The 13,186-nt window shown below is 72.2% G+C and carries 9 protein-coding genes; 8 read left to right on the top strand and 1 reads right to left on the bottom strand.

Annotation, left to right across the window (positions count from 1 at the left end):
• Positions 1-401: 401 nt before the first annotated feature.
• The 8 genes from ACIOGZ_RS34525 (at position 402) to ACIOGZ_RS34490 (ending at position 11,426) form a co-directional block, all read left to right on the top strand.
• Complete coding sequence (locus ACIOGZ_RS34525) at positions 402-4,262, top strand: nitrate- and nitrite sensing domain-containing protein (RefSeq protein WP_400988857.1); 3,861 nt, start codon at positions 402-404, stop codon at positions 4,260-4,262.
• Between the two features lie 10 nt (positions 4,263-4,272).
• A complete protein-coding gene (locus tag ACIOGZ_RS34520; protein WP_030057391.1) occupies positions 4,273-4,686 on the top strand; it encodes a roadblock/LC7 domain-containing protein in 414 nt (137 codons plus the stop codon).
• A 165-nt stretch (positions 4,687-4,851) separates the two neighbouring features.
• Positions 4,852-5,277 carry a DUF742 domain-containing protein gene (locus tag ACIOGZ_RS34515; protein ID WP_063347718.1) on the top strand — a complete coding sequence of 142 codons (426 nt, stop codon included), beginning with the start codon at positions 4,852-4,854 and terminating at the stop codon, positions 5,275-5,277.
• Complete coding sequence (locus tag ACIOGZ_RS34510; RefSeq protein WP_371517050.1) at positions 5,258-5,842, top strand: ATP/GTP-binding protein; 585 nt, start codon at positions 5,258-5,260, stop codon at positions 5,840-5,842. The genes ACIOGZ_RS34515 and ACIOGZ_RS34510 overlap by 20 nt, the downstream gene beginning before the upstream one ends.
• A 393-nt stretch (positions 5,843-6,235) precedes the next feature.
• Complete coding sequence (locus tag ACIOGZ_RS34505) at positions 6,236-9,592, top strand: nitrate- and nitrite sensing domain-containing protein (protein ID WP_363589695.1); 3,357 nt, start codon at positions 6,236-6,238, stop codon at positions 9,590-9,592.
• 10 nt (positions 9,593-9,602) lie between these two features.
• Entirely contained in the window at positions 9,603-10,016 is a 414-nt protein-coding gene (locus ACIOGZ_RS34500; RefSeq protein ID WP_030057391.1) for a roadblock/LC7 domain-containing protein, read from the top strand.
• Positions 10,017-10,177: 161 nt separating this feature from the next.
• The gene (locus ACIOGZ_RS34495; protein ID WP_363589768.1) at positions 10,178-10,861 is read left to right on the top strand and encodes a DUF742 domain-containing protein; all 684 of its coding nucleotides are present in this window, start codon (positions 10,178-10,180) and stop codon (positions 10,859-10,861) included.
• Entirely contained in the window at positions 10,842-11,426 is a 585-nt protein-coding gene (locus ACIOGZ_RS34490) for an ATP/GTP-binding protein (protein ID WP_371517053.1), read from the top strand. Before ACIOGZ_RS34495 ends, ACIOGZ_RS34490 begins: the two co-directional genes overlap by 20 nt.
• 85 nt (positions 11,427-11,511) lie before the next feature.
• Here the strand turns inward: ACIOGZ_RS34490 and cimA are convergent, their stop codons facing one another.
• Entirely contained in the window at positions 11,512-13,116 is a 1,605-nt protein-coding gene (gene cimA / locus ACIOGZ_RS34485) for a citramalate synthase (protein ID WP_400988855.1), read from the bottom strand.
• Positions 13,117-13,186 lie beyond the last annotated feature (70 nt).

Below are 13,186 nucleotides of genomic sequence, written 5' to 3'. Positions count from 1 at the left end.
TCCGGCATATCTCCGATAACGGTCATTCCGGAAGGTCCGCGACTCTTTTCGATCTCGGGCCGGGTTGGCATGTATCCGGCGAGTGTCCGAAAAATGCGGTATTCCGGTCCTGTTACGGCACAGTCAGTGAAGTCACGCACGCGTTCGGTAGCGCCGCGCGGCGTGTCCTGGCGGCCCTTGTTGGGATTCCCCGGCTGTGCTGGAATGCCACGGACCGTGGGTAGGGAGAAGTCCACCCCGGCGACGCGCTCACCCGGACCAGCCGGGGAGCGGAAGGAAACTCGACACCGTCCGGTCCGCGGCGACGCGGCGGGACGCCCGGTCCAGAGGTTGCGACGCCAGTGCAGGGACGTTTCAAAAGGGGTAGCGGCGGCGCGGGTAACCCGGAGTCGCACGAGCCCGTGGCAGCCCCCCAGCAGGCGGCGGCCCCCGGCGGCCCGCCCGAGCCGGTGATCCCCGAGGCCCCCGGCCACCCGGAGGACGACGGCCAGGAACGGAAGTCCGCCCGGGACAAGCTCCGGACCACCCTGACCAGGCGGCGGGCCACCGGTCTGAGCCGGCTCGCGATGCGCAACTGGCGCATCCGGACCCGACTGATCGCCCTGCTCGCCCTGCCCGTCCTGGTCTCCCTGGTCCTCGGTGGCCTGCGGATCCAGGCCTCGATGCAGAACTCGCAGCAGCTCTCCCAGATGGCCAACCTGTCCGACCTGGCCAAGAAGGCGACCAACCTCGCGGACGCCCTGCAGACCGAGCGCGACATCAGCGCCGGCTACATCACCGCGCGCCCCAACGACCCGCTCGACGACGACATCGCCACCGCCCGCAGGGCCACCGACGACCTGAGCCGCACCTTCACCGCGTCCTCGGACAAGTTCGAGAACCTCGAGCTCTCGGGCGGGAAGGCGCTGCTGTTCCAGATCCGCAGGGACCTGAACTCGATCTCGGACGCGCGCAACACGCCGTACCAGAACAACCAGAACATCCAGTCGACGATCACCGCCTACGACGTGATCATCCGCGACCTGCTGGCCATCACCCAGGACATCGCGCTCGCGTCGAACAACAAGGACCTGCTCGTCGCGACCCGCTCGCTGCAGCAGTTCTCGCTGGCCAAGAACGCCACCTCGCAGCAGCGCGCCCTGATCGGCGCCGCACTCGCCAACCCCAAGGGCCCCGACCTCAGCCCCAGCGACGAGTCCTTCGGCATCCGCCTGCGCACCTCGTACGACAACTCGCTCACCAGCTTCAACAACATCTACACCGCGCACGACCTGGACAACCTGCGCGGCCAGCTCAGCTACAACTCGGTGATCGCCGACGCCGACCGGTACGCGCGCTCGATCCTCCAGCCGAGCGGCATCCACCAGACCGACCCGGTGACCTACAAGGACTGGTACGAGAAGGCCAGCGCCAAGATCACCGCCGAGCGCCGGATCGAGTCCAAGCTCATCGAGGACCTCGACGGCAAGGCCCAGGACCTCCAGTCCCAGGCCGACACCGAGGCCATCATCATCGGTGCCGCCATCGCCCTGGTGCTGCTCGTCGCCCTCGGTGGCGCCGGTCTGATCGCCCGCTCGATGGTGCGCTCGCTGACCCGTCTGCAGGCCGCGGCCGAGGACGTCGCCGAGCGCCGCCTGCCCGAGCTGGTCAAGACCCTCTCCGAGAGCGACCCGCACGACGTCGACACGACGGTCGAACCGGTGGCCGTCGACTCCACCGACGAGATCGGCCACGTGGCGCACGCCTTCGACATGGTGCACAGCGAGGCCGTCCGCCTCGCCGCCGAGCAGGCCCTCCTGCGCGGCAACATCAACGCGATGTTCACCAACCTCTCGCGCCGCAGCCAGGGCCTCATCCAGCGCCAGCTGTCGCTCATCTCCGAACTGGAGAGCCGCGAGGCCGACCCGGACCAGCTGGCCAACCTCTTCAAGCTGGACCACCTCGCGACCCGCATGCGCCGCAACGGCGAGAACCTCCTCGTCCTCGCCGGTGAGGACCCGGGCCGCCGCTGGACCAGGCCCGTCCCGCTGGTCGACGTGCTCCGCGCCGCCGCCTCCGAGGTGGAGCAGTACGAGCGCATCGAACTCGCCGCCGTGCCGTCGGCCGAGGTCGCCGGCCGCGTCGTCAACGACCTCGTCCACCTGCTCGCCGAGCTGCTGGAGAACGCCACCTCGTTCTCCAGCCCGCAGACCCGCGTTCGGGTCACCGGCCACGCGCTGCCCGACGGCCGCGTCCTGGTCGAGATCCACGACACCGGCATCGGCCTGAGCCCCGACGACCTCGCCGACATCAACGAGCGCCTCGCCAACCCGCCGACGGTGGACGTCTCGGTCTCCCGCCGCATGGGCCTCTTCGTGGTCGGCCGCCTGTCCCTGCGACACGGCATCCGCATCCAGCTGCGCCCCAGCGACTCCGGCGGCACCACCGCGCTGGTCATGCTCCCGGTGGACGTCACCAACTCCGCCGACCGCCGCGGCGCCGGCCGGCCCGGCCCGGCCCAGGCCAAGCAGCAGCGCGGAGTCGCCCCGACGCCGCGCCAGCAGCGCCAGGTGCCGCCCGGCCAGGGCGGCCCGGCCGCGCTCGGCCAGGGCCCGGCCGGCGGTGCCCCGCAGGGCGGCCGACCGCAGCTCGGCCAGGGCGGCCCGACCGCTCCGACCGGCCCCGGTGCTCCGACCGGACCGAACGCTCCGGGTGCTCCGGGTGCTCCGGGTGCTCCGGGTGCTCCGACCGGACCGGGTGCACCTGCCGCGTCCGGCGGCCGGGCCGGAGGCCTGCCGACCCGCCAGGTCGGCCAGTCGCTGCGCGAGAACCCCGGCCAGCCGGGCCAGCCAGGCCCGGGCCAGCAGCCCCAGGGACCCCAGGGACCGGGCCGGCAAGCCCCGCAGCCCCAGGGCCAGAAGCCGGCCCAGCAGGCCCCGCAGGCCCCGCAGTCCCAGCAGGCCCAGCAGTCCCCGCAGGGCGGCCTGCCGCAGCGCGGCCCGAACCGGCCGGGCCCGGCGCAGGGCGGCCTCGGCGGCCTGCCCCGCCGCGGCCAGCAGCAGCCCACCCAGGGCCGCCCCGGTCAGCAGCAGCACGCTCAGGGCCGCCCCGGCCAGGAACGGCCGCGCCCGGGTGGCGAGTTCGACGGCGGTCCGGGCCCCCGGACCGGCGAGCAGCCGCAGCACGGTCGGCCGGGCCGGCCGGGCGGCGCTCCGCAGCAGCAGGGCGGCGCCCGCCCGGGCAATCGCCCGCAGGAGGGCCTGCCGCAGCGCCGGCCGGCCCCGCAGGGCCAGGGCGGCCCCGGTCAGGGCGGCCCGCAGGGCCAGCCCGGTCCGCAGGGCCAGCGCCGTCCGCAGCGCCCCGGCCCGGACGCGCCGCAGCGCGACCGCCAGCCGCAACTGCCGCCGCAGCAGCAGACCCAGCCGCTGCCGTCGGCCGAGCCGGCACCGGTGGAGAGCACCCAGCAGTTCGCCCGGCCGCGCTTCGAGGCCAGTCAGATCGACCCGCGTGACCCGCTGGGCCTCGGTCTGGTGGAGCCGGTGCTGCCGAGCGTGCCGAACCCGGCGCGTCCGGAGCCGGTCCGTCAGGAGCAGGCCCGGCCCGAGCCGGTGCGCCAGGAGCAGGCCCGGCCGGAGCCGATGGCGCTGCCGACCGGCCCGTCCGGGGGTGCGGCCGAGCAGCCGTGGTACCCGCAGGAGGGCGGGCAGGAGGCGCGGCCGCGGACGTACCAGCCGCGCCGGCCCGGCACCTCGGCGCCGGAGTTCCAGCCGTCCGACCCGCAGGGCCGACAGGGCCGGCCGGCCCAGGCCCCGCAGCCCCAGGCTCCGCAGCAGGCCGCGCAGGCTCAGGCCCCCCAGGCCCCGCAGTCCCAGGCCCCGCAGCAGGGTCAGCAGCAGCCGCAGCAGGGCCAGCAGCCGCAGCCCGGCCCCGGGGACGCCCCGTGGCGCCCGTCCGCGAACGACGAGCGCTGGCGCCGCGCCGAGCAGGTCCGCGAGCCCTCGACCAGCGGCGTCACGATGTCCGGTCTCCCCCGGCGGACCCCGCAGGCCAACCTGGTCTCCGGCACCGCCGAGGCCTCGCCGCTGACCGGTCCGCAGGTCTCCCGGGCCCCCGAAGAGGTCCGCGGCCGGCTGACCAACCTGCGCCGCGGCATCCAGCAGGGCCGCCGGGCCGGAGCCGAACAGGCCAACCAGCCGGGCTCCCAGCATGGTGCCCAGCAGCCCGGATTCGATAGTTTCGGTGGCCGGACCGACGGCAACGGCGCAGATCACCAGGAGCGTTGAGTTGAATCAGATGAGCCAGGCCGCACAGAACCTGAACTGGCTGATCACCAATTTCGTGGACAACACCCCCGGGGTGTCCCACACCGTGGTGGTCTCCGCCGACGGCCTCCTGCTGTGCATGTCCGAGGGCTTCCCCCGCGACCGCGCCGACCAGCTCGCAGCCGTCGCCTCCGGCCTCACCTCCCTCACCTCCGGCGCCAGCCGGATCTTCGAAGGAGGCGAGGTCAACCAGACCGTCGTCGAGATGGAACGAGGCTTCCTCTTCCTCATGGCCGTCAGCGACGGCTCCGCCCTCGCCGTACTCGCCTCCCCCGACTCCGACATCGGCCTCGTCGGCTACGAGATGGCCCTCCTCGTCGACCGCGCCGGCGCCGTCCTCACCCCCGCACTCCGCGCGGAACTCCAGGGCAGTCTCCTGCACTGACCGGAGTCCGAGCGGGATACGTCCACCGTCCCACCTCCCCCGCCGGGTCCGACCCGACCGGCCCCGGCGTCTCACCCTCAGCTACCCTCAGGCAGCTGATCCCGCCTCAGCTGGCACCGCCCCAGCTGGAACCGGCTGCCCAAGGCTGCAGCACAAGGAGGACCCATGACCCCGCCCTCGACACCCGCCGGCTCATACGGCAACGGGTACGGCAGCGGCTACGGCGGGCAGCAGTCCGACGGCTACGAGCAGCAGCCGCTGGTCCGCCCGTACGCGATGACCGGTGGCCGCACCCGGCCCCGGTACCAGCTCGCCATCGAGGCCCTGATCTCGACCACCGGCAACGCCGAACGGACCGGCGGCCTGCTGCCCGAGCACGCCCGGATCGTGAACCTCTGCCGTGAGGTCAAGTCCATCGCGGAGATCTCCGCACTGGCCGGCGTCCCGCTCGGTGTGGCCCGCATCCTCGTGGCCGACCTGGCCGAGGCCGGCCTCGTCGCCATCCACCAGCCCGCCGCCGCGGGCGAGTCGGGCGGAACGCCCGATGTCACGCTGCTCGAAAGGGTCCTCAGTGGACTTCGCAAGCTCTAACGCGGCCGCTCCCTCCCGCGCCACCACCTCCGCGAAGATCGTCGTCGCGGGCGGCTTCGGCGTCGGCAAGACCACGCTCGTCGGCGCCGTCTCCGAGATCAACCCCCTGCGCACCGAAGCCGTCATGACCTCGGCCTCCGCCGGCATCGACGACCTCAGCCACGTCTCCGGCAAGACCACCACCACCGTCGCCATGGACTTCGGCCGCATCACCCTCGACGAAGACCTCATCCTCTACCTCTTCGGCACCCCCGGACAGGACCGCTTCTGGTTCATGTGGGACGACCTCGTCCGCGGCGCCATCGGCGCCGTCGTCCTCGTCGACACCCGCCGCCTCGCCGACTGCTTCCCCGCCCTCGACTACTTCGAGAACAGCGGACTCCCCTTCGTCGTCGCCCTCAACGGCTTCGACGGACACCAGCCCCACACCGCCGACGAGGTCCGCGAAGCGCTCCAGCTCAGCGCCGAGACCCCGGTCGTCACGCTCGACGCCCGCCGCCGCGACAGTGCCAAGAGCGCCCTCATCACCCTCGTCGAGCACGCCCTCCTCGCCCGACTCCGATGACGGGCCGGACATCCGGACCCCGGGGGCCGTCGGCGTGACGGGCCCCGGGGCGGAGCCGCTACCGGCCGATGTCCTCCAGGGGCATCGCGCAAGACCCGCTGTATAAGCAGCGGATAACAGTTCGGTAGGCATTTTGTGATCAACAGTGACTCTGCGTGGTGAACTAGCGTCACTCAGCGCCAGAAGACCACGGTTTTGCTCCGTCATGTCGGTGAATGTCCCTATTGCGCCGACGCGGGGGCCATCCTGCGGCTGTTTGTCCCCCATCCCTGCACGTGCTGAAATTCCAGCTACCCCTGAAACCCTCGCGCCGGCCCACCGGTGACGGGCCAGGGCCCGGGGGTAGCGCTGGATTGATCCATGGCCGACAGTCGGCCGAGAGGTAGTTGTCGAGTGAGGCGTAAGCAGCAACCCGCCCCGCAGCGGCGCTCCGAGCCCCGCCGGAGCGAGCCGAACGGTACCGCAGCGGACCCGGCCGGATTCTCCGCTTTCACCCCCACCGAGGAGCGCTCCCAGGCCTCCCCGGCCCCGCAGCCCCCGGCCGCGTCCACGGAACCCCGCAGCGGCGGTCCGGACGGCGACGCCTCCAAGCGGTACGACTTCCTCCGCCCGCGCAACTGGCGCGTGCCGACCCGTCTGATCGCGATCCTGCTGATCCCCGTGATCATCAGCCTCGTCTTCGGCGGCCTCCGCGTGAACACCTCGGTCGACGGCTACATCAAGGCCTCCCGCGCCGAGAAGACCGCCGAACTCGCCAAGGCGGCCACCGAGCTCGCCGAAGCGCTGGAGATCGAGCGCGACACCACGCTGATACCCCTGCTCACCAAGCAGGACCCGGACGGCAAGGTCGCCAAGATCCGCGCCAACACGGACGCCGCGCTGAAGGCGTACGAGGCGGCCTACGCGGCCTCCGACAAGTCCGGCGAACTGCCGCGCCGCCACGAGGGCTTCCAGGCCCTGGTGGTCGACCTGCCGCACCTGCGGGCCACCGCGTACGGATCCGAGCTGTTCGCCGGCGCCACCGTCAACGCCTACTCGGTGATGTTCGCCCCGCTGCTGTCCTACGACAACTCGGTCGGCCTCGGCTCCAGCAACGCCGCCAGCAAGGGCCGCGCGATCTACGCGATGTCCCTCGCCAAGGCCTCCGCCTCGACCCAGCGCGCGCTCATGCTGCACCTGCTGGTCGGCATCTCCCAGAACGCCACCACCCGGTTCGAGAACGCCGACGTGATCCAGCAGATCCTGGTGGCGGAGCGGCTGGAGCAGGTCTCGCTGACCGAGTTCAACACCGGCAGCGCCCCCGAGGACGCCCGCAAGTACGCCAACGCGCAGGTCACCCAGGCCGCCGCGCAGGAGCGCTCGGCCTACAAGATGCCGAACGGCACCGCGCCCTCCATGCAGACCCTGCTCTCCCTCGGCGCCGCCTACAGCCAGGCCGCCGCCGAGGGCCAGAGCAAGGGCAAGGCCGCCGCCGACCAGGCCTACAAGGAGGCCAAGGACTCCGGTCTCACCCCGGAGAACTGGAACCAGGCCGCCAACACCCACATCCAGGCCCTGCGCGACACCGAGGTCCAGCTGCTGGACGACGTCCTCACGGACTCCCGCGGCCTCAAGGACAACGCGCTCTACGACGCCATCCTCAACACGATCATCGTCGTCGCGGCGCTCATCCTGGCCGGTCTGCTCACCGGCTACGTCGCCCGCTCGATGATCCTCGGCATGCGCACCCTGCGCAGCGCCGCCCTGGAGATCGCCGACCACCGCCTGCCGGACCTGGTCGAGAAGCTCTCCAAGACCGACCCCGACCGGGTCGACACCTCCGTCACCCCGATCCCGCTGCACGGCAAGGACGAGATCGGCGAGGTCGCCCGGGCGTTCGACCAGGTCCACCAGCAGGCCGTGGCGCTCGCCGCCGAGCAGGCCCTGCTGCGAGGGAACGTCAACGCGATCTTCACCAACCTGTCGCGCCGCAGCCAGGGCCTGATCCAGCGCCAGCTGGCGCTGATCACCGACCTGGAGAACAACGAGGCCGACCCGGACCAGCTGGAGAACCTCTTCAAGCTGGACCACCTCGCCACCCGTATGCGCCGCAACGGTGAGAACCTGCTCGTCCTCGCGGGCGAGGAGGCCGGCCGCCGCTGGAACACCCCGGTCCCGCTGGTCGACGTGCTCCGCGCCGCCTCCTCCGAGGTGGAGCAGTACGAGCGCGTCGAGCTGTCCGGCATCCCGGAGGTCGAGGTCGTCGGCGCCGCCGTGACCGACCTCGTCCACCTGCTCGCCGAACTGCTGGAGAACGCCACCTCGTTCTCCAGCCCGCAGACCCGGGTCCTGGTCAACGCGACCCGCCTGCCGGACGGCCGGGTGCTGGTCGAGATCCACGACAAGGGCATCGGCCTCACCGCCGACGACTTCGCCGAGATCAACGAGAAGCTGGCCGAGCCGCCCACCGTCGACGCCACCATCTCCCGCCGCATGGGCCTGTTCGTGGTCGGCCGGCTGTCCCAGCGGCACGACGTCCGCGTCCAGCTCCGCCCCTCCGGCGAGTCCGCCGGCACCACCTCGCTGGTCATGATCCCGCCGTTCATCACCCGGTCGGGCGCCGCGCCGGAGCCCGAGGAGCAGTTCACCGTCTCCCGGATCTTCGCCGAGCAGGAGCCGACCTCCCAGTGGGCGCCCAACGGCCAGCCGCGCAGCGCCGCCGAGCTGGGCTTCGACGACCACCTCACCGGCGCCGGCAACGCCGGATCCAGCGGCTTCAGCCCGGCCCTGGAGTCCGTCCAGCGCTCGCAGCGCCTCGACCAGGTCCGCCGCGCGGCCCTGGAGAGCGGCCCGCACGACGGCGAGCCGCCGGTGCTGGACGCCGAGGTCGAGGAGGACTACCAGCAGGGCTACGACCAGTACGCCCCCCAGGGCTACGAGCAGCAGTCCGGCTACGCCGACGACCAGTACGGCTACCAGCAGGACGGCTACCAGCAGGACGAGTACGGCCAGGACCAGTACGGCCAGTACCCGCAGCAGGGCTACGAGCAGCAGTCCGGCTACGCCGACGACCAGTACGGCCGCCAGGACTACCAGGGCGACGGTTACCAGGGCTACCAGGACGGCTACGCCGACCAGTACGGCCAGCAGGCCGAGGAGGCCCCGGCCGGCCACCCGTACGCCCCGGAGCCGCCCGCGCTGCCCGCCGCCGAACCCACCGCCACCCTGCCGTCCGGGCTGCCGCAGCGCCGCCCCGGCCAGCAGCTGGCGGGTGGCGGCTTCGGCGCCCCGACCGCTCCGGCGGACGGCGGCTCCGGCGGCGAGGCCCCGAACTGGTTCGCCGGCGCCAAGGACACCTCGGCGGTCGACGAGCCGCGCGGCCACGACGTGTCGGCGCTGGGCGGCTACGGCCCGACCGGCCCGACCAACTCGCCCTGGCAGTCGCCCAACGACGGCGCCTGGCAGCAGGCCGAGCAGACCCGTGAGCCCGCCTCCGGCGGCACCACCGGGGCAGGCCTGCCGCGGCGCGTGCCCAAGCAGAACCTGGTGGCCGGGAACGCCAAGCCCACTCCGCAGGAAGGGCCGCAGGTCTCCCGCAGCCCCGAGGAGGTCCGCGGCCGGCTCACCAACCTGCGCCGCGGCGTGGAGCAGGGCCGCAGTGCCGGTAACACCGGAAGCTTCCGGATCGACCCCGATCAGGTAGACCCGTCCGGCAACGGACAGAACCGAAGCACCGATCTCTTCGGCGGCTCGAACCACCAGGAGCGTTGAGTTGACTCAGATGAGCCAGGCCGCACAGAACCTGAACTGGCTGATCACCAATTTCGTGGACAACACCCCCGGGGTGTCCCACACCGTGGTGGTCTCCGCCGACGGCCTCCTGCTGTGCATGTCCGAGGGCTTCCCCCGCGACCGCGCCGACCAGCTCGCAGCCGTCGCCTCCGGCCTCACCTCCCTCACCTCCGGCGCCAGCCGGATCTTCGAAGGAGGCGAGGTCAACCAGACCGTCGTCGAGATGGAACGAGGCTTCCTCTTCCTCATGGCCGTCAGCGACGGCTCCGCCCTCGCCGTACTCGCCTCCCCCGACTCCGACATCGGCCTCGTCGGCTACGAGATGGCCCTCCTCGTCGACCGCGCCGGCGCCGTCCTCACCCCCGCACTCCGCGCGGAACTCCAGGGCAGTCTCCTGCACTGACGGTCCGTCGGATACCGTCCAGGTATTCGAAGTACCTCCGCGTCCTTCCCGGGCCCGCTTCGGCGGGCTCGGGTTCGGACGTTGTACGGCCTTCGCACCACCGGCTCCGGACCTGCGCCGAAGCTCGCACCGCACCGCCGCACCTTGTGAGGAGAGGAACCGTGACACCGCCCGACGACCGCAGCGGCCAGTACGGCGTTCCGTACCCTGGCACAGGCCATGACGCCTTCGGAGCACCCGGCGTCGGCCACGGTCAGCAGTACGGCCAGCCTCAGCACGGCCAGCAGCACGGACAGCAGTACGGCCAGCACCAGTACGGGCAGCCCCAGCACCCGTACGGGCAGCCGCAGCAGGAGCAGTACGACCAGCAGGGCCGGTCCGGCCGGTACCGACAGCCGCAGCCCGCCTTCGACACGCCGCCGCCCGGCTACCCGGCGCCCGCCCCCGACTACCGGCCGGCCCACGAGCCCGGGCACGTCGAGGAGTTCGAGGACGAGCCCGACTCCGGCCCGCTGATCCGGCCGTTCGCGATGACCGGTGGACGCACCCGGCCGCGCTACGAGCTCGCGCTGGAGGCCCTCGTCTCCGCCGACGTCGACCCGCAGCGCCTGGCCACCCTGCTCCCCGAGCACCAGCGGATCTGCACCCTGTGCAGGGAGGTCAAATCCGTCGCGGAGGTGTCGGCGCTGCTCTCCCTTCCCCTGGGAGTGGCCCGCATCCTCGTGGCCGACCTGGCCGAGGCCGGCCTCGTCGCCATCCACCAGCCCGCTTCCGGCGGCGAATCCGGAAACCAGCCCGACGTCACGCTGCTCGAAAGGGTCCTCAGTGGACTTCGCAAGCTCTAACGCGGCCGCCCCCACCCGCGCCACCACCTCCGCGAAGATCGTCGTCGCGGGCGGCTTCGGCGTCGGCAAGACCACGCTCGTCGGCGCCGTCTCCGAGATCAACCCCCTGCGCACCGAAGCCGTCATGACCTCGGCCTCCGCCGGCATCGACGACCTCAGCCACGTCTCCGGCAAGACCACCACCACCGTCGCCATGGACTTCGGCCGCATCACCCTCGACGAAGACCTCATCCTCTACCTCTTCGGCACCCCCGGACAGGACCGCTTCTGGTTCATGTGGGACGACCTCGTCCGCGGCGCCATCGGCGCCGTCGTCCTCGTCGACACCCGCCGCCTCGCCGACTGCTTCCCCGCCCTCGACTACTTCGAGAACAGCGGACTCCCCTTCGTCGTCGCCCTCAACGGCTTCGACGGACACCAGCCCCACACCGCCGACGAGGTCCGCGAAGCACTCCAGCTCAGCGCCGAGACCCCCGTCATCACGCTCGACGCCCGCCGCCGCGACAGCGCCAAGAGCGCCCTCATCACCCTCGTCGAGCACGCCCTCCTCGCCCGACTCCGATGACGGACACGGCCGCGGCCCACGGACCTTCGTTCGGAGGTCCGTGGGCCGCGGCCACGGCGAGTCGCCCGGCGGGCTGCCCGGTGAGCTACTCGGTGGGCTCCAGGCCGGCCCGGATCAGCCCGTAGGTGTAGGCGTCCTCCAGCGCCAGCCAGGAGGCGGCCACCACGTTGTCGGCCACCCCGACGGTCGACCAGGTGGACGTGCCGTCGGTGGACTCGATCAGCACCCGGGTCTTGGAGCCGGTGCCGTGCTGGCCCTCCAGGATGCGGACCTTGTAGTCCACCAGCTCGAACCGGGCCAGCGGCGGGTAGATCCCCTCCAGCGCGGTGCGCAGCGCCTGGTCCAGCGCGTTCACCGGGCCGTTGCCCTCGCCGGTGGCGATCCGGCGCTCCCCCTTCGCCCACAGCTTCACCGTCGCCTCGTTGCCGGTGAACCCGTTCGGGCCCTGCTCGCTGATGGTCCGCCAGGACTCCAGGGTGTAGAAGCGGTCCCGGCCGCCGCGCACCTCGTCGCGCAGCAGCAGCTCGAAGGAGGCGTCGGCGGACTCGTAGGTGTAGCCGAGGTTCTCCTGCTCCTTCACCTTGGCCACCACCCGGCCGGCCAGGTCCCGGTCGGTGGACAGGTCGTAGCCGAGCTCCTTGCCCTTGAGCTCGACCGAGGCGCGGCCCGCCATGTCGGAGACCAGCATCCGCATGGTGTTGCCGACCCGCTCCGGGTCGATGTGCTGGTACAGGTCCGGGTCGACCTTGATCGCGGAGGCGTGCAGGCCCGCCTTGTGCGCGAAGGCCGAGTAGCCGACGTACGGCTGGTGGGTGGAGGGGGTCAGGTTGACCACCTCGGCGATCGCGTGCGACAGCCTGGTCATCTCGGCGAGCCGGCCCTCGGGGAGCACCCGCCGGTCGTACTTGATCTCCAGCGCGCCGACCACCGGGAACAGGTTGGCGTTGCCGACCCGCTCGCCGTAGCCGTTGGCGGTGCACTGGACGTGGGTGGCGCCGGCGTCCACCGCGGCCAGCGTGTTGGCCACCGCGCAGCCGGTGTCGTCCTGGGCGTGGATGCCCAACCGGGCGCCGGTGACGGCGAGGACGTCGGCGACGGTCTCCCACACGCCGGCCGGCAGCATCCCGCCGTTGGTGTCGCACAGCACCACCACGTCCGCCCCTGCCTGGTGCGCGGTGCGGACCACGGCCAGCGCGTACTCGCGGTTCGCCCGGTAGCCGTCGAAGAAGTGCTCGCAGTCGATGAACACCCGCCGCCCCTGCGCGCGCAGGAACTCGACGCTGTCCCGGACCATCTCCAGGTTCTCGTCCAGGGTGGTGCGCAGCGCCAGCTCCACGTGCCGGTCGTGCGCCTTGGCGACGAGGGTGACGACCGGGGCGCCCGAGGCGACCAGCGCGGCCAGCTGCGGGTCCTCCGCGGCCTTGCCGCCGGCCCGGCGGGTGGCGCCGAAGGCGACCAGCCGGGCGTGCCGGAGGTCCAGTTCGGCGGCGGCCCGGGCGAAGAACTCGGTGTCGCGCGGGTTGGCCCCCGGCCAGCCGCCCTCGATGAAGCCCACTCCGAACTCGTCCAGGTACCGCGCGATGGCCAGCTTGTCCGCCACCGTCAGGTTGATGCCCTCCCGCTGCGCGCCGTCGCGCAGGGTGGTGTCGAACACGTGGAAACTGTCGTCGGTACGGCTGACCTCGGTCATGACCCCTGGTTCTCCGTTCGGGGAGGTTCGTACTGCTCTGCCGGATTGCGAGTCCCGGCTCCACTGTCCA

This window comes from Kitasatospora sp. NPDC088160, assembly GCF_044741445.1.
Taxonomy (GTDB): Bacteria; Actinomycetota; Actinomycetes; order Streptomycetales; family Streptomycetaceae; genus Kitasatospora.
This window is presented reverse-complemented; position numbering and strand designations above follow the sequence as displayed.

Excerpts from the sequence above, each read along its gene's own strand:
- ACIOGZ_RS34515 (WP_063347718.1), top strand. The coding sequence starts at position 4,852 with ATGACCCCGCCCTCGACACCCGCCGGCTCATACGGCAACGGGTACGGC.
- ACIOGZ_RS34520 (WP_030057391.1), top strand. The coding sequence starts at position 4,273 with ATGAGCCAGGCCGCACAGAACCTGAACTGGCTGATCACCAATTTCGTG.
- ACIOGZ_RS34500 (WP_030057391.1), top strand. The coding sequence starts at position 9,603 with ATGAGCCAGGCCGCACAGAACCTGAACTGGCTGATCACCAATTTCGTG.
- cimA (WP_400988855.1), bottom strand. The coding sequence starts at position 13,116 with ATGACCGAGGTCAGCCGTACCGACGACAGTTTCCACGTGTTCGACACC.